Origin of the sequence: Arthrobacter methylotrophus, from assembly GCF_039539965.1 — a bacterium.
GTDB lineage: Bacteria > Actinomycetota > Actinomycetes > Actinomycetales > Micrococcaceae > Arthrobacter > Arthrobacter methylotrophus.
Genome location: NZ_BAABED010000001.1, coordinates 1,258,608 through 1,280,304, shown reverse-complemented (window position 1 = coordinate 1,280,304; position 21,697 = coordinate 1,258,608). Strand labels below are relative to the sequence as shown.

Here is a 21,697-nt window from a genome sequence, read left to right as displayed (position 1 = left end):
GCAGTTGTAGCCTTCGCACAAATGGAGCTTGTGGATAATGGGCCGTATGCTCAAGGCATGGCAGAGCCGATTCACACCCCCGTCAAACGCAAAGCGGCTGCGCGCGCGGTATCACCGGAAAAGGCGGAGACCCTCAAGCGGCTCCGCGCCAATGTGGGGCAACTTTCCACCACCACTATGCGCAAGCTCGAGAAATCGCTGCCGTGGTACAGCCGGTTGAGCTCCGACGAACGTTCCGCCTTGGGCCTTGTTGCCCAAAACGGAATCGCGGCTTTCGTGACGTGGTATGAACGGCCCAGCTCGCCGTCGTGGATCCTGACCGACGTCTTCGGCAATGCCCCGACCGAGCTGACCCGCTCCATCAGCCTGCAAAAGGCCCTTCAGCTGATAAGGATTGTCGTCGAAGTCGTGGAAGACCAGGTCCCAGTGATCGCGCCTGAACCCGATCAGCCCTCCCTACGCGAAGCGGTCCTGCGCTATTCGCGCGAGGTGGCATTCGCCGCTGCGGACGTCTATGCCCGCGCCGCGGAGTCCCGCGGTTCCTGGGACACCCGGCTCGAAGCCCTGATCGTGGACGCGATCCTCCGTGGCGAGAACACCGATGCCCTTCGCTCCCGCATCGCCGCCCTCGGATGGAAGGCCCAGGAGCGCTTCACGGTGATGGTGGGAAATTCGCCGTCGGAACCCAGCGCGAGCTATGTGAGCGAGTTGCGCCGGACCGCCGGACGCTACGCGGAAGACGCCTTGGTCGGTATCCAGGGTGACCGGCTCATCCTGATTCTGGGTGGCGTGCAAGACCGCGACACCGCATATCTGAAGCTGAGCGAACTTTTCGCCCCCGGCGCCGTGGTCTACGGTCCGGAGGCCGGCTCCCTGCTGGAAGCAAGCAGCTCAGCCCAAGCCGCGTTCGCGGGTCTCACAGCGGCGAAGGCTTGGCCCTCGGCGCCGCGACCGGTAGCCGCTGACGACCTGCTTCCGGAACGCGTCGCCTCAGGCGACGACGCCGCGCGCCGCTCGCTCATCAAGAACATCTACCGGCCGCTTCTGGCCGCGTCCAACGGGCTCATCGAAACGCTCAGCACTTACTTGGAGCTCGGCCATTCCCTCGAAGCGACCGCCCGAGAGCTGTTCGTCCATGCAAACACCGTGCGGTATCGTCTCAAGCGCGTCTGCGACGTCACAGGGTGGGATCCGCTCCTGCCCCGAGAGGCTTTTGTGCTCCAAACTGCTCTGGTTGTGGGCAGGCTTTCGGCTCAGCCGAAGGCGTCGTCGGAGCGTCACGGTTCCCGCTCCGCGGGGTGAACCGTTGTAGACTTCCTACAAACTGACCCAGTGAGCTTGGTGTAAGCAAACACCGCTAGTTCACGCGGCAATTTGGAAAGCTGGTTAAGTGCTTGCAATCGTCTGCCCTGGACAGGGCTCCCAGACCCCTGGATTTTTGGCCCCTTGGCTGGAGCTCCCTTCCGTAGAAGGCCATCTGGCCTCCCTGAGCGAAATCGCAGGCATCGACCTCAAAGCCCACGGCACCACCTCCGATGAAGAATCCATCAAGGACACCGCCATTGCGCAACCCTTGATCGTCGCCGCAGGGCTTGTCGCAGCGAAGTCGTTGTTCGACGTCGACCTCAACACCCTTCCGGTCGTCCTCGCCGGACACTCGGTCGGTGAGATCACGGCTTCGGCACTTGCCGGCGTCCTCAGCGAAGACGAAGCCATGACGTTCGTCCGCGAGCGTGCCAACAATATGGCCGCCGCTGCCGCCGTCACACCTACGGGCATGAGTGCTATTGTCGGCGGTGATCCGGTCGAGGTCCTTGCGGCCATCGAGGCTGCCGGAGCGACCCCCGCGAACGTCAACGGTGCGGGCCAGACCGTCGCCGCAGGCACATTCGAACAGCTCAAGGCACTCGCTGACAACCCGCCGGCCAAGGCCAGGGTCATCCCGCTGAAGGTCGCCGGAGCATTCCACACCTCCCACATGGCTCCGGCCGTGAGCGCGCTGGAAGCACTCCGTCCGTCGCTGAAGCCGCAGGCTCCCACGGTCCCCTTGCTTTCGAACTTCGACGGCCAGGAAGTAACGGACGGCGGCGCCGCCGTCGAGAGCCTGATTGCCCAGGTCTCACGGCCCGTTCGTTGGGACCTCTGCATGGAGACTCTGGTCCAGCGCGGTGTCACCGGACTCATCGAACTGGCGCCGGCCGGCACCTTGGCGGGACTTGCCAAGCGCGGCATGCCGGGCGTCAAAACCGTCGCCGTCAAGACACCGGATGACTTGTCCGCGGCACTCGCACTCTTCGCGGAACTGGAGGGAAAATCATGAGCGCCCCCGTACTCAAGCAAGCACCAACCAATGAATACTCGCGCATCGTCGGCATCGGGGTATACCGCCCGGACGTCATCGTCACAAACGATGACGTTTGCCAATGGATCGATTCCTCGGACGAGTGGATACGGCAGCGCACCGGCATCGTGACCCGCCACCGGGCCGCCGCCGATGTCAGCGTCATCGACATGGCCGAGGGAGCCGCCCGCGAGGCACTCAAGCACGCCGGCATCGAGGCGTCCCAGCTAGGTGCCGTCATTGTCTCCACCGTCACGCACCCGTATGCCACGCCCTCCGCGGCAGCTGCACTCACCGACCGCTTGGGCGCCACGCCGGCACCGGCGTATGACATCTCCGCGGCATGTGCAGGTTACTGCTACGGTATTGCGCAGGGCGACGCCTTGGTCCGCTCGGGTGCGGCTGAATACGTCTTGGTGATCGGCGCCGAAAAGCTCTCGGACGTCATCGACAACCACGAACGCACCATTTCCTTCCTTCTCGGCGACGGTGCCGGAGCCGTTATTATCGGCCCGTCCGATACCCCTGGCATCGGACCCTCCGTCTGGGGATCCGATGGCAGCAAATGGAACGCGATCGGCATGACGCATTCCCTCGACGAGGTCCGCAAGCTGGGCGAGACTGCCCGCCATTCAGACGAGTCGGACGACCAGGCCATCATTTCGGCCGCGCAGGATGTTTGGCCGACGCTCCGCCAAGATGGCCAGACGGTCTTCCGCTGGGCAGTCTGGGAAATGGCGAAGGTGGCCCAGCAGGCACTGGACGTCGCCGGGATTGAAGCCTCGGACCTAGCTGCCTTCATCCCCCATCAGGCGAACATGCGCATCGTGGATGAAATGGTCAAGAAACTCAAGCTCCCCGAGACAGTGGTGGTTGCACGCGACATCGCCGACGCCGGAAACACCTCCGCCGCTTCCATTCCGCTGGCCACGCACCGTCTCCTGCAGGAGAACCCCGGGCTCAGCGGCGGCCTGGCCTTGCAGATCGGCTTCGGTGCCGGCTTGGTCTTTGGTGCCCAGGTAGTGGTTCTTCCGTAATTCGGATCGCTTCGACCTGCTAATTGAATAGTGCTTTGAAACCCAAGCCGTATCCGCGGTTTGCCCCCATTTCCGGCAGCAGCCGGCACAACAAGAAAAGGAGCCAACAATGGCTAGCAACGAAGAAATCCTGGCCGGCCTGGCTGAAATCGTGAACGAAGAGACCGGCCTCGCCACCGAAGCCGTCGAGCTCGACAAGTCCTTCACCGAGGACCTGGACATCGACTCAATCTCCATGATGACCATCGTCGTCAACGCTGAAGAGAAGTTCGGCGTTCGCATCCCGGACGAAGAGGTCAAGAACCTGAAGACCGTCGGCGACGCCGTCAACTTCATCTCGAACGCACAGGCCTAGCCTGGCCTCAACTGTGCCGGACTTCGGGTGCGAGCTGTTGCATCCGAAGCCCGGCACAGGTGCTTTATGTCCCAAAGTTTTCTCCTGCCTCCCCGGTAAACAGCACATGGGTGGGCTGATCCGACAGAGAGTGATCGCATGGCACGCAAAGTAGTCATAACCGGTCTGGGCGCCACAACGCCCATCGGCGGCGACGTCCCCACGATGTGGAAGAACGCGCTCAAAGGGGTCTCCGGTGCCCACACGCTCGAAGACGAGTGGGTTGCCAAGTATGACCTTCCGGTCCACTTTGCCGCCCGGTGCTCGACGCCGGCCCTTGAGGTTCTGAGCCGCGTTGAAGCCAAGCGCATGGACCCGTCCACACAGTTCGGCGTCATTGCCGCACGAGAGGCCTGGGCAGATTCGGGTATCACCGAAATCGACCACGATCGCCTTGCCGTGGCTTTCGCCACGGGTATCGGCGGCGTCTGGACGCTCCTGGACGCTTGGGACACGCTGAGGGAAAAGGGCCCTCGCCGGGTCCTGCCCATGACGGTCCCCATGCTCATGCCGAACGGCGTCGCAGCTGCGGTCAGCCTTGACCTTGGTGCCCGCGCCGGTGCGCACACCCCGGTTTCGGCGTGTGCTTCCGGTACCGAAGCCATGCACCTAGGCCTCGATCTCATCCGCTCGGGCAAGGCCGACGTCGTCGTATGCGGTGGCGCCGAAGCCGCCATCCACCCGATGCCACTCGCTGCGTTCTCTTCAATGCAGGCCCTCTCCCGCCGCAACGACGATCCCGAGCACGCTTCGCGCCCTTACGACCGCGACCGCGACGGCTTCGTCATGGGCGAAGGTGCCGGCGCCCTGGTACTGGAAGCCGAAGAGCACGCCATCGCCCGCGGTGCGCGCATCTATGCCGAACTCGCCGGCACTTCGGTCACGGCCGATGCCTACCACATCACAGCCCCGGACCCTGAGGGCCTGGGCGCTATCCGCGCCTTGAAGGCTGCCATGTTCGATGCACGCATCCAGGCGGAAGACATTGTGCACGTCAACGCCCACGCCACGTCCACGCCCGTCGGTGACAAGCCCGAGTACACAGCGCTCCGTGCTGCCTTGGGCGCCCACGTCGACAATGTGGCGGTCTCTGCCACCAAGTCCCAGATGGGCCACCTGTTGGGTGCCTCAGGGGCCGTGGAAGCCGTGCTGACAGTCCTCGCTGTCTACGAACGCCAGGCTCCGTTGACCATCAACCTTGAGAACCAGGATCCGGAGATCCCGCTCGACGTCGTCACTTCCGCGCGCACTTTGCCTGCCGGTGACATCGTTGCACTGAGCAACTCCTTCGGCTTCGGCGGCCACAACGCTGTCATCGCTATCCGAAACGTCTGACAACTGCTGCCAGCTCGACGGCAATCGCCGCACCATTGACGCATAAGAGGAGGGTCTCACTGAGGTGAGGCCCTCCTCTTGGCTATGGAAAGCGTTTTCGGCCCTTCGCTCCGGCACGAGGGCCGGCCAAGGTTCAGCCGACCTGGTGGAGCCAGCGGACAGGGGCGCCCTCCGCAGCATGCCGGAAGGGCTCGAGTTCTTCGTCCCAGGCCTCGCCGAGCGCCAAGGAAAGCTCATGATAGACAGCCGACGGAGCCCCAGCCGCCGACTCGTAGGCGTAGCGGATGCGGTCCTCGGTCACCATGATGTTGCCGTGGACATCCGTAACGGCATGGAAAATACCCAGCTCCGGCGTGTGTGACCAACGTGCACCGTCCACGCCTTGGCTGGGCTCCTCGGTGACTTCGTAGCGAAGATGCGCCCACCCGCGCAAAGCGGACGCCAATTGGGCACCCGTGCCCGGGACTCCCACCCAGGAGAGCTCGGCACGGAACATCCCGGGCGCGGCCGGTTGAGGGGTCCACTCAAGATCGGTTCGCTTGTCCACGACCGATCCGATGGCCCACTCAACATGAGGGCACAACGCGGTAGGGGCCGAATGCACAAACAAGACACCGCGGGTTGTAGCAACAGACATTCCATCCTCCATAGCTGTAGGTACGTCTTCCCCAACGACCTCTGCCTGGATGAAGTTTGCTGTGCGGTGCTGCGCTGTTCCGGTTTCCCTGCCTATCTATGATTTTTTCCACGCCGGAAGAACATTCAAGTTTAGGTTGAAAGTTCCCCGGCAATGCTTTCATTTTGCCGTACAGACCGGAAATACGCCAGTGCGATTCCCGGAAGGCGAGTTTCCTCCCGCGGGGACTCTTCGGCGGGATGCACGGTTTCCGGGGGTCGGGGGGCCCTAAGCACGGGGATGGGCTTGTTGGTAGCTCTTACGAAGCCGGTCCACCGACACGTGGGTGTAGATCTGGGTTGTCGCGAGGCTGCTGTGTCCCAGTATCTCCTGAACCGCACGTAGATCCGCCCCGCCGTCGAGCAAATGGGTGGCGGCTGTGTGACGCAGTGCGTGGGGTCCGGTTGCCGATGTATCCCCCAAGGCCGTTAAGAGCTCGTTGACGACGCTGCGCGCCTGGCGCTGATCGATTCGGCTGCCTCTCGAACCGAGGAAGAGCGCCGGGCCGCTGCCCGCAGTTGCGAGTCGCGGCCGGCCACGGCGAAGCCAGTCGTCGACGGCGAGCGCAGCCGGGACCCCGTACGGAACCGTACGTTCCTTGTTCCCCTTGCCGAGCACACGAAGAGTTCGGCGATCCACATCCAGATCGTCGATGTCGAGGCCCGCGAGCTCGCCCACGCGGATTCCGGTGGCGTACAGCAATTCGACGATGGCACGGTTTCGCAACGGCATCGGTGAACCATCGGCGGCGCGCTCCGACAGGTTCTCGAAGATCCTGGAAACCTGTTGCTGATGAAGGACTCCAGGGAGGGTGTGGTCCCGTTTGGGGGCTTGGAGGCGAATAGCCGGGTCCGAAACGATCAGCTCTTCCCTCAGCGCCCAGGAGGTGAATGCGCGGGCTGTGGCTGCATGCCGGGCGAGCGTTGCCCTGGACCGCCCGGCTTCGCTCTGGGCTCCGAGCCAGCGACGTAGAGTGCCCAGCTCCAAGGCTGCGATCTCCCCCACGCCCTCGGCGACGGCAAAATGCAGCAAGTTCTCGACGTCTGCGATGTACGCCCTCACAGTGTGGGAGGACCTGGCTCGTTCCCCTTCAAGGTAGCGCCGGAAGTCCTGAAGGGGCCCAGCGAGTGCTTCGGGGAGCGTTTTCTCTTGCACCCTTCCACTCTGCCAGCCGGGGCCAGCGAAGGATGGCATCGCCACGTTCAGGGGTGGAATCAGGTTCAATCTCGGCGCGTTCCGTCCGTGCCTGTTCACATGACTCAACCGCTTTTCCCGGACCGCTTCCACGCGCCGCTCACGGATACCGCCAGTCCGAGCAGTCCGAGACGTCCAAGCCCCGCCCGAACAGACTCAGGACTCAGTCCCGCCACCACGGCGAGCTTCTCCACCGAAGTCGTCGAGCGGACAGGTAGGGCATCCAAAAGGATCAGGTCTTCGAGCGTGAGTCCATCGTGCTCGGAGACGGCCGCCCCCTTGTCCTCGACGAGCCCTTCACCGCTGGACCCCGCCAGTTCGGCAATCTCTCCGACGTCCGTGACGCAAACAGCCCCGCCGTCCCGAAGGAGCCGATGGCAACCCGCGGAGTTGGCGCTGTGGATGGAACCCGGAACCGCGGCGACAGTCCGGCCGATGGATTCGGCATGGTGAGCAGTGTTCAGTGCACCCGACCGCCAGCGGGCCTCCACCACGACGGTCACGGCAGCGAGCGCCGCAATGATGCGATTCCGCTGAAGAAATCGATATCGGGTGGGCGCCGAGCCCGGGGGAACCTCCGCGATGACCGCCCCTTGGTTTGCAACGGCCCGCAATAGGTCCTCGTTCCCGGACGGGTAGTACCTGTCCACTCCCCCGGCCATCACCGCGATGGTCGGGATGGCAGTGGTTCCGCCGGTCAAAGCGCCGCGGTGTGCATGGGCATCAATCCCGTACGCTCCTCCCGACACGACGGTGTACCCACGCTGGCCCAACCCATATGCGAGGTCTCCCGTGACGGAAGCCCCGTAACTGGTGCTGTCCCTGGAGCCGACAAGGGCTACCACACGCCGCACTGGGGGAAACTCCAATTCGTTTCCCCGCCACCACAAACACAACGGTTCGTGGAGGCCCAGATCGGCCAACTGAGCCGGCCACGTCGGGTCCCCAGGGATGATCGTCCGGCCACCAAGGCGTTGCATGGTGGCAAGATCCCGTTCCGGAGCGAGATCCGGAATCCGTGGCGCCCACCGACGCAGGGCCGCAGCCAGTCCTGCTCCGCCGGAGGAAATCCCGTTGTCAGCCAAGAGTGATGTCACTTCCTTCTCAAGCTCCGGCCCGGGCTCGAGCTCACCCGTCGCTATCCTCAAACCGTCAACGGCTCCAGCCGCCCGCACCAACGCGAGGCCTGCTGCGTCTTGCGGCTCCATCAACCGTGACAGTGCGGCCCGGGCCACGCGCTCTCGCGTCCGACCTTGAACGTCCGAGAGCAGCTGCCCGCCCAGTTCATTCATCGCGTTTCCTTTCATGCGGCCGCAACCGCCTGCCTCAGGCCAAGGGCCTGCCCGATGTCGTCGCTACCGGGCCGTTCCCGATGGCCTAGGTCCGCGAGCGTCCACGCGAGGCGTAGGACGCGGTCGTAGCCTCTCGCGGTGAGGATTCCCCGTTCCAGGGAGGTGTCCAGAATTTTCGTCGTCGCGGAGGGGAGGCGCAGCTCGCCGCGGAGTACACGCCCGGGAACCTGCGAGTTGGTTTCCATCCCGAAACTCGCCAGGCGTTCACGTTGCCGCGACCGGGCGGCATGGACCCTCCCGCCGACAGTAGCTGTGTCTTCCTCCGCGCCGGATTGCCCGAAGTCCGCGAGGGATACACGCTCCACCTGGAGCTGGATGTCGACCCGATCCAGCAATGGCCCGGAAATCCGACCGAAGTAGCGCCGCCGCATCACGGGGGTACAGGTGCAATTTAGGCCCTTGCCGGTAGCCTTCCCGCACGGGCATGGATTCGCCGCGAGGACCAGTTGGAAGCGGGCCGGATATGCTGCTGTACCGGCCGAGCGATGAATGACCAGCTCTCCGCTCTCCAAGGGTTGCCGGAGAGCGTCCAGGACCCTTCGTTCGTACTCGGGCGCCTCGTCCAGGAACAAGACGCCCCGGTGGGCCCGTGAGGCCGCTCCAGGCCGTGGCAGGCCGGAACCACCCCCGATGATGGCAGCGGCAGTCGCGCTATGGTGGGGATTCTCAAACGGCGGACGCCGCAACAGTTGTACCGAGTCAACATGGACGGCCGAGAGTGAATGGATCGCCGTGACCTCCATGGATTCTTGATCGCCCAAATCCGGTAAGAGGCCCGGCAGCCGTTCTGCGAGCATGGTCTTGCCGGCACCGGGTGGACCGCATAACAACACATGGTGCGCCCCGGCTGCCGCGACCTCCAGGGCCCGGCGTGCTTCCCCCTGACCCGAAACATCACAAAGATCCGGGACGACGGCTGCTTCTGTGTCCCCGTCCATAACCGTGCCTTCCGCGGGATCGTAGTCCAAGGCCAGGTCCTGGGGATCGGCTCCGAAATCAAACGCAAGCCGGGCCAGGGTCTTGTAACCACGAACCATCGCCCCGGGAACCAACCCTGCTTCGGCAACGTTCGCTTGGGCCACCACAATTTCGTGGTGTCCTGCCTGAACAGCCGCCATGACCGCCGGCAGGATGCCGCGAACCGGTCTCAACCTGCCATCCAGTCCCAACTCGGAGATGAAAACGGCACCTTCGGTGGAACGGATATCACCAGCAGCGCGCAATACTGCCATGGTGATCGCGAGGTCGAACCCCGAGCCTCGTTTCGGAAGCGACGCCGGGATGAGATTGGCGGTAATCTTCCGACGGCTCAGCGGGATACCGGAATTCTGGGCCGCAGAACGAATACGTTCCTTGGCTTCGTTAAGGGAGGCATCGGGCAAGCCCAGGATCACAAAGTTCGGGAGAGTCTGGCCAATGTCTGCCTCGACCTCCACGATGTAGCCGTTCAGGCCCAGCAACGCCACCGAGTAGCTTCGTCCGACGCCCATCTAGCCCACACCCCGGAGGTGTTCGAGCCTTGGTTCGCCCACGCCGTCGTCGATGATTCCCACGACGTCCACCCGGCGCCGCGAGGCGCGCAGCTCGTGATCACGGCACCAAGACAGGGCCAAGCGGTGCAGCCGCGCAAGCTTGGCCGCCCCAACAGCTTCGAAAGGATGCCCGTAAGCCAGGTTCTTCCGGGTCTTGACCTCGGCGATCACCAGAGTGTCGCCGTCGAGCGCCACGATGTCGATCTCGCCCTCGGAGCATCTCCAATTGCGGTCCACAATCCGCATTCCCTGGGTCTCAAGAAACCCAACAGCCAGGGCTTCGCCGTGCTGTCCCAACAAGTCTTTGGCTTTCATGACCACCTCCGGTTCCAGCCTGGAGGTACGGGCAACCCGAAGACAGAGGTCAGTTTGGCTATGTGGGAAACTCAGTCAAAGAGACGGTGTGGAGGAAAAGTGGAAGTGCTTCCTAGTTGCCCAAGTTGCCGAGATCGCCCAGATCGCCGTCCTTCGGCAAGGAAAGTTCCTCATTGCGCGGCAGTTCTTCCACGTTGACGTCCTTGAACGTGATGACGCGGACGTTCTTCACAAAGCGCGCCGAGCGGTAGACGTCCCAAACCCAGGCGTCCTGCAGCGTCAGGTCGAAATAGACCTCGCCGTCCGCGCTGCGCGCCTGCAAATCGACGTGGTTTGCCAGATAGAACCGGCGCTCGGTCTCGACAACGTAGCTGAACAAACCAACGACGTCGCGGTATTCGCGGTAGAGCTGCAGCTCCATGTCGGTTTCGTAGTTCTCAAGATCCTCGGCACTCATAGTTCCATCTTGCACCATGGAGCGCTGACTCGCCGCCACGCCCGAACCGGCTGCCCGATCCCAAGCCAAGCCGGAAGCTAGAGCAGGTTCCAGCTGGTCCTGTGGTATCGCGTGGGACCGGACGAACGGATGGCAGCCCGGTGCGAGAACGTGGCATACCCTTTGTTTTCGTTCCAGCCGAAGGCCGGATATTCCTCGTGCAGCTCAACCATGATGCGGTCCCTTGCGACCTTGGCGAGAACGCTGGCGGCCGCGACGCTGAGGCAGCTCATGTCCGCTTTCACGCGGGTATGAACCGGTGCCTCACAGGCAGGTCCGGAAGGCTCAGCGTCGAATAACGAACCCTGAATTTGTGGCGAGAGCCAGTTGTGGCTCCCATCGAGAAGGACGAGGTCAGGATGCACACCCGTCGCAAGAATCTCGAACCAGGCGCGTGTTCCCGCGAGGCGTAGCGCGCCCACGATTCCCAGCGCATCGATCTCTGCCGAACTTGCGTGGCCCACTGCGGAGGCAACCGCCCACGCGCGAACCAGCGGTTCCAAGCGCTCACGATCAACAGCTTTGAGCAGCTTGCTGTCGCGAACGTCCGCAAGCAAGCCGTGGTCCCGAAGATCGACTACGGCGATGCCCACCGATACCGGGCCGGCGAGGGCTCCACGGCCCACTTCGTCGACACCGGCCAGAAGCGTGACTCCCGGGGCCAGAAAACCCCGTTCGACGTCCAGGGTTGGAAAGTCGGGGGGCTGTTTGGTCCGGGTGCCAGCGGCCGTCCTTGTCCCTGCCGGCGACATCATTTGCTCGCTGGAGCCGTCGGCGAAGCCGTGTTCTCGGGTGACGGTGCGGGAACGTTGCGGAAAACGTCGGAGTGGTTGTCAAGGATCTGCCAGCGGGTAATAGGCCAGGCAATAACGGTGGCTTTGCCCTCCACGTCGGAGATGTTGATGAAACCACCATTGACTGATTGGTGTTCGCGCGAGTCTGCGGAGTTATTGCGATTATCGCCCATAACCCAAATTTTCCCCGCTGGGACCACTACATCGAAAGCCTTGGCCGCCGGAACCTGGGCAGGGTTGATATAGCTTTCGTTGAGAACCGTGCCATTGACGCTGACCCGGGCGGAACTATCGCAACAAGAGACCCTGTCCCCCGGCAGCCCGATGACTCGCTTGACGAGGTGCTGGTTGGTCTCATCCGGGAGCAAGCCGACAAAGACAAGACTGTCCTGGACCCACTTGAAGGGCCCTGGCGCTGTCTTTTGCGTGGGCGGCAGCCATCCCTGCGCGTCCTTGAAGACCACGATGTCACCCCGCTCCAGCGCGAAAGGCTGTGGAACCAGCAGGTTCACGAAGATCCGGTCGTCGACATCAAGGGTGTTGACCATGGACTCAGACGGGATGAAAAAGGCACGGAACAGAAAGGTCTTGATGAGGAAGGACAACACGATAGCGATGACCACCACGGTGCCGATTTCCCTGAGCCACGCGAGGAACGGACTGCCCTGGGTCTTGCCGGCGGCTTCTCCCGCTTCGGAACTACGCCGCGCCGAGCGTCGCGGGGAATCCTGCGCGGCTGGCGACGCCGTTCGCGCTGCCACCGGGCCGGGATGGGCCGGATCGGCGTCGTCCGCTGCGATATCGCTGGCGGGAACGGACGGTCCGTCCAGGAGCCTGGCGTCGTCGTCGTGCCATTCCGGCTTCCCGGGAGTTGTCTCCGGCATCTACTGTCCGTTCTTCGAGGTTGTACCGGCCTGCGCAGGGCGAGGCAGTTCTGCAAATCTATCAAGCGGCCAGATAATCCGGACCGGACGCCCGATGACACGCTCCAGCGGCACCATTCCTCCGCCAGGCGCGCCGAGAAGACTACGCGAATCGGCCGACCGTGAACGGTGGTCCCCCAAAAGCCACAATCGGTCAGTCGGCACGATGACGTCGAATTTCTGTTCGCTCGGCGTGTCGCCGGGATACAAATAGGGTTCCTCAAGCGGCTGACCGTTGACTGTGAGCTTGCCATCGGTGCCGCAACAGACGACGTGGTCTCCGGGAAGTCCGATGACCCGCTTGACGTACGTGGTGTCGCTTCCTGTGATGCCCAGCCAATGTCCAGTGGCGGCCACCGCGTCGGCGAGCGGTCCCTTGCCACTGTTCAGCGGCGCAAAGGTACCCCGCCCGTCGAAGACCACGATGTCTCCGCGGCGAATGGGGTCTGCGGCGAAGTCGGTTCGGGACACCAGGATGCGGTCTCCCGTGCCCAGGATCGGCTCCATGGACTCGGAGGGGATGAAGTAGACGTCGATCCACAGGGAGCGGACAAGCCCGCTGATAGCCACGGCCAGGACCAAAGCGAGCAAAACAAAACGCCAGCCCTGTTTCCGGGGCTGGCGTTTTGCGTGGTCCATGACTCGTTTCCTGTTGCGTTGCGGATTTCTCCGGCGCAGGCCGGACGCGAATCCAGGACCAGCCGTGGTCGAAAGACCTACTTGCCGGTGGCGAAGTCGCGCTTTTCCTTGATCTTCGCAGCCTTACCGCGCAGTGCACGCATGTAGTAGAGCTTGGCGCGGCGGACGTCACCCTTGGTAACGACCTCGATCTTTTCGATGATCGGGGAGTGCACCGGGAAGGTACGCTCTACGCCGACACCGAAGGAAACCTTACGGACGGTGAAGGTCTCGCGCACGCCGTCACCCTGGCGGCCAAGGACGAAGCCCTGGAAGACCTGGACACGGGTGTTCTTGCCTTCAATGATGTTCACGTGAACCTTGATGGTGTCACCCGCGCGGAACTCGGGAACATCGTTACGCAGCGAGGCTGCATCTACGCTATCGAGGATATGCATTAATCCACTCCTGGTGAACGCCACAGGTCATCCACTTTGGGTCACGGCGGGCAAGCCCGGGGCTCAAAGCCGTCCGGAAATTACCGCCGAAGATTTTCAACGCCCGTTACCGCCACTGATTGGTGGTTCCGGGTTGTCAGGCTGTTGGCTACGCTCCCCCTGTGGCAGGCGCGAACCCAGTAGACACAAGGCTTAATTCTGCCACACCCCGGGAGTTCCGGCCAATCCCTCCGACGCGGCCCGACGGCGGGTGGCTCAGGCCGGGTCGTCGCTGTCCGGACGGCGCCGCAATTGGCGATCGACGACGTCGTACCCAAGTTCGCCGAAAGCCGCGCGGTCCGCGCGCGTCAGCCCGCCGGCGTCGAACTCCGCGAGGAGGTCCGGGCGGCGTTCCGCTGTGCGGCGGTACTGTTCGTGGCGGCGCCACTGGGCGATCTTGCCGTGGTTTCCGCTGAGGAGGACGGGAGGAACCTCGCGATCGCGCCACGATGAAGGCTTCGTGTAGACGGGGTACTCCAGCAAGCCATCCGAATGGGATTCCTCAACCAGCGATTCGGGGTTTCCGACGACGCCGGGAAGCAAGCGCCCGATGGCCTCGACCATGGCCAGGACCGCGACTTCGCCGCCATTGAGGACGTAGTCGCCCAAGCTGATCGGACGGACAGCGAAGTGCTCGGCCGCCCACTCGATGACCCGTTCGTCGATGCCTTCGTAACGGCCGCAGGCGAAAACCAGCTGCTCTTCTTCGGCGAGCTCGTATGCGAGGGCTTGGTTGAAGCGCTCTCCCGCCGGTGACGGGACAATGAGGACCGGCTTCTTTGCGGGGACGCCCTGTGAGGCGGCCCCGTCTTCGGCGTTCCCGGCGATGGACTCCAACGCCTGCGCCCAGGGTTCGGGCTTCATGACCATGCCTGCGCCTCCGCCGTACGGAGTGTCATCCACGGTGCGGTGCTTATCCGTGGTGAAGGTCCTCAGGTCGTGGACGTTGAATTCCAAGAGCCCATCCTGGCGGGCCTTTCCGATCAGGGACAGTTCCAGCGGCGCCAGGTATTCGGGAAAGATGCTGACGACGTCGATGCGCATTTAGGCGTCGCCCTTGGTTTCAGCGCCGTCCTCTTCCACTGCAGAAGGTGCATCGTCGCCAGCTGCCTCAGTGTTGAGCTCGAAGAGGCCCGGCGGAGGGGTAAGGAGCACGTAGCCGGCCTCGACGTTGACCTCAGGCACGATTTCTTCGACGAAGGGCACAAGGATTTCCTTGCCGTCGGTGCTTTCGATGACCAGGAGGTCCTGAACGGGCATGGTGTTGAGTGCGGTCACCTTGCCGACGAGCTGCGAACCCACCCGGGCCTCAAGGCCGACGAGCTCGTGCTCGTACCAGCCTTCGTCGTCGTCCTCGTCCAACTCTTCCGTCTCGATGAAGAGCTGCGCGCCGCGGATTTCCTCCGCTTGGTTCCGCGTGGAAATCCCTTCGAAGCCAAGCAGCAGGATGTCTTTGTTCCACCGGGCGCTGCTAACGGTCAAAGGACCGGCCTTTGCAGGCTCCACCACGAATTCAGTCCCGGGGATAAACCGATCCCCTGGCGCGTCGGTGAGCACCTGGACAGTGACTTCGCCGCGGATTCCGTGGGGCTTGCCGATTCTGGCAACCTGGAGCTGCATGGGGATTCCTCTGATTTCTTCGCGGGGCGGACTAAGGGACCAAGGCTGGAGTTTGGCCGTAAAACAATCCGGCCCCTCCACCATAATCTGGTGAAGGGGCCGGATTTAAGACAAGTGTTGCTGAGCGCGTTACCGGCGCCGGTCGGTGTCGACGACGTCGACCCGGACCTGCTCGCCGCCTGCCAATGCCGCAATCACAGTGCGCAGAGCGCGTGCGGTGCGACCTTGGCGACCGATCACCCGTCCGAGGTCGTCCTGGTGAACACGCACCTCGAGGGATTCCCCGCGGCGGTTGTTCTTGGCACTGACCTTGACGTCCTCAGGGCTGTCAACGATCCCACGGACCAAGTGTTCGAGCGCTTCTGCCAGCAACTTACTCAGCCTCGGTGGTCTCTGCTTCAGCGTCAGCGGGAGCTTCAGTTGCTTCCGACTGCTTGGCCTTCTTGGTGATGGCTTCCGGGATGATGACGGAACCCTTCTCCGGTGCAACGAAAGCAGGCTTGGCGACCTTGGTCTTCAGCGTGCCTTCCTGGCCCGGGAGACCCTTGAACTTCTGCCAGTCACCGGTGATCTTGAGGATCGCAGCAACCTGCTCGGTGGGCTGGGCGCCAACGGACAGCCAGTACTGTGCACGCTCGGAGACAACCTCGATGTACGAGGGCTCTTCGGTGGGGTGGTACTTGCCGATTTCTTCAATCGCACGGCCATCGCGCTTGGCGCGGGAGTCCATGACGACGATGCGGTAGTACGGTGCGCGCATCTTGCCGAAGCGCTTAAGGCGAATCTTTACGGCCACTTTTGTGGTCACTCCTGTTTCTGAAACGGGGTTGAGCCCGTCGTTCTGCACCCGTGGGGCGGGCCATACTTGAGGGTTCCAAAGGACAAGATGCACACACGGAGAGAGGGGCCGCGCGGATCGAGTACCTGTCTATTGTGCCAGATGGCAGACAGTATTTCGAACACGCGGCCTGCGCGGCGGGTTTCCAAGGGTTTACTGCGGGGGTTACTGCCCTGCTGACCAGACGTAGAGACCGGCACGCTCAGTCTTTTCGACGTCGCTGGCCAGCGACGCCAACTGGTGGACGTACAGGCGGGACTGTTGGGCGTCAAAGGGCATGTCCTCTTGGGCAGCCCAGCTCTCAGCGACATCGTCGAGGACGCTTCCCTCGCCCTCCGTCTCGTAGCTGAGAAGCTCCGAGAGTGCGCGCACCATCGCTTCGGGGACGCCCAGCAAAGCGTCGCTGGTGACATCCACCAAGGCGAGCTCGTAGTCGGCCCCGGCGGCGTGCACGGCTTTGCCGGCCAGATCGCCTAACTGTTCTACTTCGAAATCACTGATTCCCGGAATCCGCACTGCTGCGCCGGAGGCGTCACCGCCCTTCTCCAGGGCAGTGGCCCTTTTGAGTGCTTCATCGTGGGTGGCAACAAAGATTTCAGCAAAGCCCATGGAAACTACTCTCATTCGTTCGTGCCAACGGAGCTGCGGCGCGGCAACCGAAAATCATGGGCCACGCCGTCAGGCCCCAGTGTAACTTGCGAGGGGTCCCCGGCCGAGCGGAGCGAGGTTGGGGAGCAAGTTGAACGGTAACTTGCGAGGGGTCCCCGGCCGAGCGGAGCGAGGTTGGGGAGCAAGTTGAACGGTAACTTGCGAGGGGTCCCCGGCCGAGCGGAGCGAGGTTGGGGACCCCCGCGGACGCTAGCGAACGGCGACGCGCAGCCGGTTCCGCCACGGGTCCTCGAAGCGCAACTCCTGGCCCGTGTGGTGGGACGCGATGCCGGCGACCTTGAGGCGGTCGGCGAGAGCGCCGACGTCGTCCCCCGACGGGACCTCGATGACGACCTCGCCGAGACCCAGCGTGTCCTTGCGCGGACCGGCACCACGGCTATTCCAGACGTTCATGGCCATGTGGTGGTGGTAGCCGCCTGCGGAGACGAACAATGCTTGCCCATGCCAGCCGGCAGTCTGCTCGAAGCCCAGGGTGTCAACGTAGAAATCATGGGCTGTGGGCACATCGCCCACTTGGAGGTGGACATGTCCGATGCCGGCGCCGGCCTCATGCTGGCCGCTCACCGCGGCCTCACTCAGGTACTGCTGGAGGTAGCGCTGCGGCGGGAGCGGCAGACTGTCCATGACGACGGTACTGCCGTTCCACTCCCAGCCTTCGCGGGGCTTGTCGTAGTAGAGCTCGATGCCGTTGCCTTCAGGGTCGGTGAAGTAGAAGGCCTCGCTGACCAAGTGGTCTGCGCTGCCGACGAAGGCGTGCGGTTCGTATTGCGCCGCGGAGGCAACAGTGGCTGCGAGCGAGGACTGGTCTTCGAACAGCAGTGCGGTGTGGAAGAGGCCGGCTTCTCCACGACCCGGGGTCTGGAGTCCAGACGCCGGGGCAAGGTGCACCAACGGCTTGCCGACCCGCCCGATGTAGAGTCCGCCGTCTTGTTCGGCGACGACCTCGAGCCCTAGGGCCCGCTGGTAGTAATCCCCCATGAGCTTCATGTCCCCCACTTTGAGCATGACAGTGCCCATGGTGAGTTCGGCAGGAAGGAGATCCTGGCTGGATGTAGTGGTCATGTGAAACTCCTGGCTTCTTGTGGCGCCGCCCTTCGGCAACCTCTATATATCTAAATTACTTGAAGCTTCAATTTATTCCTAATGCTCGCCGTTTCCTGAAAAGTGCCCCCTCAGCACGATGCGCTGCGGTTTCAGTACGACGTCGAGGGACACCCGGGGATCCTCTGCGTAAAGCACGACGTCGGCACTGGCACCTTCGCTGATACCGTCCTGGCCAAGCCAGTCGCGGGCGGACCAGCAGGCAGCATCGAGGGCGGCGGCAGGCGGCAAGCCGGCCCGATGCAGCTCCAGGATTTCCTCCCCGATCCGACCGTGCTTGATGACGCTGCCGGCGTCGGTCCCGGCATATATCCGCACTCCGGCCTCGAATGCCTCGGAGACACGCTCATGCCGGCGCTCCCACAACGCGGTCATGTGCGCAGCGTAGCGCGGGAACTTCGCTTCCGCCTGCTTCGCAATGTCCGGAAATGTCGCGATATTAATGAGCGTGGGGACGATCGGCACACCTTGATCCAACAATCTCGGAACATGGCGGGCCAGGAGACCGGTAGCGTGCTCGATGCAGTCGATATCGGCGTCGAGCATGTCATCGATGGTCTCTTCGGCGAAGCAATGGGCCGTGACCCGGGCGCCTTCGTCGTGTGCCGCCGCCACCGCGTCCTTGACCATTGCAGCCGGAAAGGACGGACCCAGGTCTCCGGCGGCGCGATCAATCCAGTCCCCGACGATCTTCACCCAACCGTCTCCAGACCGTGCCTGCTTACGCACGGCCTCCACGAGGCCATCCGGTTCGGCTTCCTCTGCCAGCCCACGGATGTATCGGCGCTGCCTGGCGATGTGCCGGCCAGCGCGGATGATCCGGGGCATATCCGGCCGGTGCTGGAGCCATCGCGTGTCGCTTGCGGATCCGGCGTCGCGGATCAGGAGCGTCCCCGCATTCCGGTCAGCCGTCGCCTGCCGGCGAGCGGTCTCACCGTCCACCGCTCCGCCCGGGCCCAGGCCCACATGGCAGTGGGCATCCACAAGGCCGGGCAACACCCATCCGTCCAGGACCACGTTCGGCACCGCGGCTGGACGGACAAAGGTCAGCCGTCCGTCGATCGACCAGAGGCCGCGCCGCTCATCCTTCGGCCCGGTGAGAACGGCTCCGCTGAACTCGATGATTTCTGCCATGCACCCACTTTAGGCTCCGGTTCATTCTCCTTAGGCTCGGTGGCGGGGGCCGACCCAGTCACATCTGTCCGAGATGCGAGAGGCTGTGGTAGCTTCGTTTACGACCACACGGGGGCCCTGGCAAGGGCTGAGATCGGGCTGACGCGGCCTGCGACCGTTGAACCTGTCCGGGTAATGCCGGCGAAGGAAGTGAGTAATCCTTTGAGCACCAAAGAAACACAGCTGAGCCCTGCCCAAAACGGATCAGTCCAGGAGGTGACACAGTCCCTCAGGTCGCATTCCCTCGCTTTTCTGGAGGATGCCGAAAACGGAATCCGGGTTCCGGTCACGGAAATCGCCCTGGAACCATCCCCCAACGGCGAGGCGAACGCGTCTTTCCACGTGTACCGCACCGCGGGGCCCGGGAGTGATCCTGTGGTCGGCCTTGAGCCGTTCCGTAGCGACTGGATCGAAGCCCGGGCCGACACCGAGGCATACAGCGGCCGCGAACGGAACCTGCTCGACGACGGCAAATCGGCCGTACGCCGCGGCGCCGCCTCCGCCGAGTGGAAGGGAGCACGGCCGGTGCCCCGCCGCGCCGTCGACGGCAAGACCGTCACGCAGATGCACTATGCCAAGCGGGGCATGGTGACGCCGGAAATGCAGTTCGTGGCCCTTCGGGAGAACTGCGATGTTGAACTGGTCCGCAGCGAAGTCGCAGCCGGCCGGGCGATCATTCCCAACAACATCAACCACCCCGAGTCCGAACCGATGATCATCGGCAAGGCGTTCCTGGTGAAGATCAACGCGAACATCGGCAACTCGGCCGTCACCAGTTCGATTGCCGAAGAAGTGGACAAACTGCAGTGGGCCACGCAATGGGGCGCCGACACGGTCATGGACCTGTCCACGGGGGACGATATCCACACAACCCGGGAATGGATCATCCGCAATTCTCCGGTTCCGATCGGCACCGTGCCTATTTATCAGGCGCTTGAGAAGGTCAACGGCGAAGCCAACAAACTCACCTGGGAGATCTTCCGCGACACCGTAATTGAACAGTGCGAGCAGGGCGTCGACTACATGACCATCCACGCGGGTGTGTTGCTTCGATATGTCCCGCTCACCGCCAATCGCGTCACGGGCATCGTCTCCCGCGGCGGATCCATCATGGCCGGCTGGTGCCTGGCGCATCACGAGGAGAACTTCCTCTACACCCATTTCGACGAGCTCTGCGAGATCTTCGCCAAATACGACGTCGCGTTCTCCCTCGGCGACGGGCTGCGCCCGGGAGCCACCGCGGACGCCAACGACGCCGCCCAGTTCGCCGAGCTCGACACCTTGGCCGAGCTGACGCGGCGGGCATGGAAGTACGACGTCCAGGTCATGGTTGAAGGACCGGGCCACATTCCGTTCCACTTGGTCCGGGAGAACGTGGAACGCCAGCAGGAACTGTGCAAGGGAGCCCCCTTCTACACCTTGGGCCCGCTGGTGACAGATGTGGCTCCCGGCTACGATCACATCACCTCCGCTATCGGCGCGACGGAGATCGCCCGCTACGGAACCGCGATGCTCTGCTACGTCACGCCGAAGGAACACCTGGGCCTGCCGAACAAGGACGATGTCAAGACGGGCGTGATCACGTACAAGATCGCCGCCCACGCTGCCGACCTCGCCAAGGGCCACCCGGGCGCCCACGAACGCGACGACGCGCTGTCGAAGGCCCGCTTCGAGTTCCGCTGGCGCGATCAGTTCGCGCTGTCCTTAGACCCCGTCACGGCGGAATCCTTCCACGATGAGACGCTCCCGGCAGAACCGGCCAAGACAGCGCATTTCTGTTCCATGTGCGGGCCGAAATTCTGTTCGATGCGCATCAGCCAGGACATCCGCGACGAATACGGTTCCGCCGATTCCCAAGCAGCCATCGCGGAAATGTACAACGGCATGCGAGAAAAGAGCGAAGAATTCCTGGCATCGGGAGGCAAGGTCTACCTTCCTGAGCTGGAGGTTCCTGCCGGAAAGGGTGAGGCGAAGTCAGGAAGCCTGAACTGATCAGGAAGCTTGGACTGTTCCCGCGCGGCTGACGTCCGCGATGAAGGAGCGGATCATCCGGTCTCCTTCGACTGAATCATGGGGCCGGTGTCCTCCTGCCGCAACGCGGTGGAGGGCACCGGTTTCCTGCAAGTAGCCTGCGATCTCTTCGTACAGCGGCTCCCAACCGCCGGTCAGGACAAGGGTGGGAACTCCGGGGACAATGTGCAGACGTGCTTCCCACGGCGGAGCCTGCAGCCGCAAGCGCCGGGCGGTACGACGGGCCTCCGGGGTGTTCAGGACTGCCGCCTCCGAGGAAAACGCCCTGCGGACGAATTCGCGCTGGTAGTCGTCATCGCTGAGCTCGTGCCGGATCCGGAACAGGGGCTCCATCAGCGATCGGTAGGCCGCGGTGGCGGGCAATTCAGCGGTGAGGGAAAGACACGCCGGTTCCACCAACACGAGGGAACGGACCAGGTCCGGCCGCTCCACTGCTGCCAGCATGGCGGAAATCGCGCCTTGGGAGTGCGCCACGACATGGCCGCCGCGGGAGCCGGGAGCTGACGCCGCCTCCCGCGCACCGAGACACTCCAATACGATGTCCACATCTGCCGCAAAATCGGATTCCAAAGGCTCGGCCTGCGCATCGAAGCCGTGGCGTTTCAGGAAAAGCGCGTCGTACTGCAGCGCCATGCCGTGTTGCTTCGGCCACGCGGCAGCGCCGAATGTGCCTGCTCCATGGACGAACACAACGCGCTGCTTTTGCATCCCCCCAGCCTATGGCACGGGGCTGACAACCCAACTAGCTCGCAGTTGTTGTC

Annotated in this window: 24 protein-coding genes and 1 riboswitch; of the genes, 6 read left to right on the top strand and 18 right to left on the bottom strand. The window is 63.4% G+C overall.

Annotation, left to right across the window (positions count from 1 at the left end; genetic code table 11):
* Positions 1-57 precede the first annotated feature (57 nt).
* The 5 genes from ABD884_RS06260 to fabF all read left to right on the top strand — a co-directional run bounded on the left by ABD884_RS06260 (position 58) and on the right by fabF (position 5,107).
* Entirely contained in the window at positions 58-1,302 is a 1,245-nt protein-coding gene (locus ABD884_RS06260; protein ID WP_345040314.1) for a PucR family transcriptional regulator, read from the top strand.
* An 88-nt stretch (positions 1,303-1,390) separates the two neighbouring features.
* A complete protein-coding gene (locus tag ABD884_RS06255) occupies positions 1,391-2,320 on the top strand; it encodes an ACP S-malonyltransferase (RefSeq protein WP_345040309.1) in 930 nt (309 codons plus the stop codon).
* Positions 2,317-3,378, top strand: coding sequence for a beta-ketoacyl-ACP synthase III (locus tag ABD884_RS06250; protein WP_345040304.1), 1,062 nt, complete (start codon positions 2,317-2,319; stop codon positions 3,376-3,378). Before ABD884_RS06255 ends, ABD884_RS06250 begins: the two co-directional genes overlap by 4 nt.
* 109 nt (positions 3,379-3,487) lie before the next feature.
* Positions 3,488-3,733: an acyl carrier protein gene (locus tag ABD884_RS06245; RefSeq protein WP_028267518.1), complete on the top strand. Its 246-nt coding sequence runs from the start codon at positions 3,488-3,490 to the stop codon at positions 3,731-3,733.
* Positions 3,734-3,871: 138 nt separating this feature from the next.
* On the top strand, positions 3,872-5,107 hold the full coding sequence (fabF, locus tag ABD884_RS06240; protein WP_345040295.1) for a beta-ketoacyl-ACP synthase II: 1,236 nt from the start codon (positions 3,872-3,874) through the stop codon (positions 5,105-5,107).
* Positions 5,108-5,240: 133 nt separating this feature from the next.
* Here fabF and ABD884_RS06235 read toward each other — a convergent pair whose 3' ends face one another.
* The 17 genes from ABD884_RS06235 to ABD884_RS06155 form a co-directional block, all read right to left on the bottom strand.
* Positions 5,241-5,744: a DUF3145 domain-containing protein gene (locus ABD884_RS06235; RefSeq protein WP_028267520.1), complete on the bottom strand. Its 504-nt coding sequence runs from the start codon at positions 5,742-5,744 to the stop codon at positions 5,241-5,243.
* Between the two features lie 267 nt (positions 5,745-6,011).
* Entirely contained in the window at positions 6,012-6,977 is a 966-nt protein-coding gene (locus ABD884_RS06230; RefSeq protein ID WP_376954388.1) for a tyrosine recombinase XerC, read from the bottom strand.
* Between the two features lie 65 nt (positions 6,978-7,042).
* Positions 7,043-8,269: a DNA-processing protein DprA gene (dprA, locus tag ABD884_RS06225; protein ID WP_345040271.1), complete on the bottom strand. Its 1,227-nt coding sequence runs from the start codon at positions 8,267-8,269 to the stop codon at positions 7,043-7,045.
* Between the two features lie 11 nt (positions 8,270-8,280).
* Positions 8,281-9,819 carry a YifB family Mg chelatase-like AAA ATPase gene (locus ABD884_RS06220; RefSeq protein WP_345040257.1) on the bottom strand — a complete coding sequence of 513 codons (1,539 nt, stop codon included), beginning with the start codon at positions 9,817-9,819 and terminating at the stop codon, positions 8,281-8,283.
* Entirely contained in the window at positions 9,820-10,176 is a 357-nt protein-coding gene (locus ABD884_RS06215; RefSeq protein ID WP_345040250.1) for a YraN family protein, read from the bottom strand.
* A gap of 112 nt (positions 10,177-10,288) precedes the next feature.
* Positions 10,289-10,633 carry a DUF2469 domain-containing protein gene (locus ABD884_RS06210; RefSeq protein WP_028267525.1) on the bottom strand — a complete coding sequence of 115 codons (345 nt, stop codon included), beginning with the start codon at positions 10,631-10,633 and terminating at the stop codon, positions 10,289-10,291.
* Positions 10,634-10,710: 77 nt separating this feature from the next.
* Positions 10,711-11,424 (bottom strand): ribonuclease HII, encoded by a 714-nt coding sequence (locus ABD884_RS06205; RefSeq protein WP_345054613.1) that lies wholly within the window; start codon positions 11,422-11,424, stop codon positions 10,711-10,713.
* Positions 11,424-12,350 (bottom strand): signal peptidase I, encoded by a 927-nt coding sequence (lepB, locus tag ABD884_RS06200; protein ID WP_345040241.1) that lies wholly within the window; start codon positions 12,348-12,350, stop codon positions 11,424-11,426. The genes ABD884_RS06205 and lepB (ABD884_RS06200) overlap by 1 nt, the downstream gene beginning before the upstream one ends.
* Positions 12,351-13,028, bottom strand: coding sequence for a signal peptidase I (gene lepB / locus ABD884_RS06195; RefSeq protein WP_345040236.1), 678 nt, complete (start codon positions 13,026-13,028; stop codon positions 12,351-12,353).
* Between the two features lie 77 nt (positions 13,029-13,105).
* Positions 13,106-13,465, bottom strand: a complete 360-nt coding sequence (gene rplS / locus ABD884_RS06190) for a 50S ribosomal protein L19 (RefSeq protein WP_345040229.1) — start codon at positions 13,463-13,465, stop codon at positions 13,106-13,108.
* Positions 13,466-13,720: 255 nt separating this feature from the next.
* On the bottom strand, positions 13,721-14,548 hold the full coding sequence (gene trmD, locus ABD884_RS06185) for a tRNA (guanosine(37)-N1)-methyltransferase TrmD (RefSeq protein ID WP_345040223.1): 828 nt from the start codon (positions 14,546-14,548) through the stop codon (positions 13,721-13,723).
* The gene (gene rimM / locus ABD884_RS06180; protein WP_345040214.1) at positions 14,549-15,124 is read right to left on the bottom strand and encodes a ribosome maturation factor RimM; all 576 of its coding nucleotides are present in this window, start codon (positions 15,122-15,124) and stop codon (positions 14,549-14,551) included.
* A gap of 129 nt (positions 15,125-15,253) precedes the next feature.
* The gene (locus ABD884_RS06175) at positions 15,254-15,496 is read right to left on the bottom strand and encodes an RNA-binding protein (RefSeq protein WP_028267532.1); all 243 of its coding nucleotides are present in this window, start codon (positions 15,494-15,496) and stop codon (positions 15,254-15,256) included.
* Between the two features lies 1 nt (position 15,497).
* Positions 15,498-15,920 (bottom strand): 30S ribosomal protein S16, encoded by a 423-nt coding sequence (rpsP, locus tag ABD884_RS06170; RefSeq protein ID WP_059387673.1) that lies wholly within the window; start codon positions 15,918-15,920, stop codon positions 15,498-15,500.
* A 207-nt stretch (positions 15,921-16,127) separates the two neighbouring features.
* Positions 16,128-16,571 (bottom strand): hypothetical protein, encoded by a 444-nt coding sequence (locus ABD884_RS06165; RefSeq protein ID WP_345040194.1) that lies wholly within the window; start codon positions 16,569-16,571, stop codon positions 16,128-16,130.
* 249 nt (positions 16,572-16,820) lie between these two features.
* Positions 16,821-17,693 carry a VOC family protein gene (locus ABD884_RS06160; protein WP_345040189.1) on the bottom strand — a complete coding sequence of 291 codons (873 nt, stop codon included), beginning with the start codon at positions 17,691-17,693 and terminating at the stop codon, positions 16,821-16,823.
* 78 nt (positions 17,694-17,771) lie between these two features.
* Positions 17,772-18,866 (bottom strand): amidohydrolase family protein, encoded by a 1,095-nt coding sequence (locus tag ABD884_RS06155; RefSeq protein WP_345040184.1) that lies wholly within the window; start codon positions 18,864-18,866, stop codon positions 17,772-17,774.
* A 98-nt stretch (positions 18,867-18,964) separates the two neighbouring features.
* Positions 18,965-19,072, top strand: a riboswitch (TPP riboswitch).
* On the opposite strand from ABD884_RS06155, the gene thiC reads away from it, so the two are divergent.
* A complete protein-coding gene (gene thiC, locus ABD884_RS06150) occupies positions 19,068-20,897 on the top strand; it encodes a phosphomethylpyrimidine synthase ThiC (protein ID WP_345040166.1) in 1,830 nt (609 codons plus the stop codon). Its footprint overlaps the riboswitch before it by 5 nt.
* Here thiC and ABD884_RS06145 read toward each other — a convergent pair whose 3' ends face one another.
* Positions 20,898-21,644: an alpha/beta fold hydrolase gene (locus ABD884_RS06145; RefSeq protein ID WP_345040159.1), complete on the bottom strand. Its 747-nt coding sequence runs from the start codon at positions 21,642-21,644 to the stop codon at positions 20,898-20,900.
* Positions 21,645-21,697: the final 53 nt, after the last annotated feature.

Excerpts from the sequence above, each read along its gene's own strand:
- ABD884_RS06260 (WP_345040314.1), top strand. The coding sequence starts at position 58 with ATGGCAGAGCCGATTCACACCCCCGTCAAACGCAAAGCGGCTGCGCGC.
- ABD884_RS06250 (WP_345040304.1), top strand. The coding sequence starts at position 2,317 with ATGAGCGCCCCCGTACTCAAGCAAGCACCAACCAATGAATACTCGCGC.
- ABD884_RS06245 (WP_028267518.1), top strand. The coding sequence starts at position 3,488 with ATGGCTAGCAACGAAGAAATCCTGGCCGGCCTGGCTGAAATCGTGAAC.
- fabF (WP_345040295.1), top strand. The coding sequence starts at position 3,872 with ATGGCACGCAAAGTAGTCATAACCGGTCTGGGCGCCACAACGCCCATC.
- ABD884_RS06235 (WP_028267520.1), bottom strand. The coding sequence starts at position 5,744 with ATGTCTGTTGCTACAACCCGCGGTGTCTTGTTTGTGCATTCGGCCCCT.
- ABD884_RS06230 (WP_376954388.1), bottom strand. The coding sequence starts at position 6,977 with ATGCCATCCTTCGCTGGCCCCGGCTGGCAGAGTGGAAGGGTGCAAGAG.
- dprA (WP_345040271.1), bottom strand. The coding sequence starts at position 8,269 with ATGAATGAACTGGGCGGGCAGCTGCTCTCGGACGTTCAAGGTCGGACG.
- ABD884_RS06220 (WP_345040257.1), bottom strand. The coding sequence starts at position 9,819 with ATGGGCGTCGGACGAAGCTACTCGGTGGCGTTGCTGGGCCTGAACGGC.
- ABD884_RS06215 (WP_345040250.1), bottom strand. The coding sequence starts at position 10,176 with ATGAAAGCCAAAGACTTGTTGGGACAGCACGGCGAAGCCCTGGCTGTT.
- ABD884_RS06210 (WP_028267525.1), bottom strand. The coding sequence starts at position 10,633 with ATGAGTGCCGAGGATCTTGAGAACTACGAAACCGACATGGAGCTGCAG.
- ABD884_RS06205 (WP_345054613.1), bottom strand. The coding sequence starts at position 11,424 with ATGTCGCCGGCAGGGACAAGGACGGCCGCTGGCACCCGGACCAAACAG.
- lepB (WP_345040241.1), bottom strand. The coding sequence starts at position 12,350 with ATGCCGGAGACAACTCCCGGGAAGCCGGAATGGCACGACGACGACGCC.
- lepB (WP_345040236.1), bottom strand. The coding sequence starts at position 13,028 with ATGGACCACGCAAAACGCCAGCCCCGGAAACAGGGCTGGCGTTTTGTT.
- rplS (WP_345040229.1), bottom strand. The coding sequence starts at position 13,465 with ATGCATATCCTCGATAGCGTAGATGCAGCCTCGCTGCGTAACGATGTT.
- trmD (WP_345040223.1), bottom strand. The coding sequence starts at position 14,548 with ATGCGCATCGACGTCGTCAGCATCTTTCCCGAATACCTGGCGCCGCTG.
- rimM (WP_345040214.1), bottom strand. The coding sequence starts at position 15,124 with ATGCAGCTCCAGGTTGCCAGAATCGGCAAGCCCCACGGAATCCGCGGC.
- ABD884_RS06165 (WP_345040194.1), bottom strand. The coding sequence starts at position 16,571 with ATGGGCTTTGCTGAAATCTTTGTTGCCACCCACGATGAAGCACTCAAA.
- ABD884_RS06160 (WP_345040189.1), bottom strand. The coding sequence starts at position 17,693 with ATGACCACTACATCCAGCCAGGATCTCCTTCCTGCCGAACTCACCATG.
- ABD884_RS06155 (WP_345040184.1), bottom strand. The coding sequence starts at position 18,866 with ATGGCAGAAATCATCGAGTTCAGCGGAGCCGTTCTCACCGGGCCGAAG.
- ABD884_RS06145 (WP_345040159.1), bottom strand. The coding sequence starts at position 21,644 with ATGCAAAAGCAGCGCGTTGTGTTCGTCCATGGAGCAGGCACATTCGGC.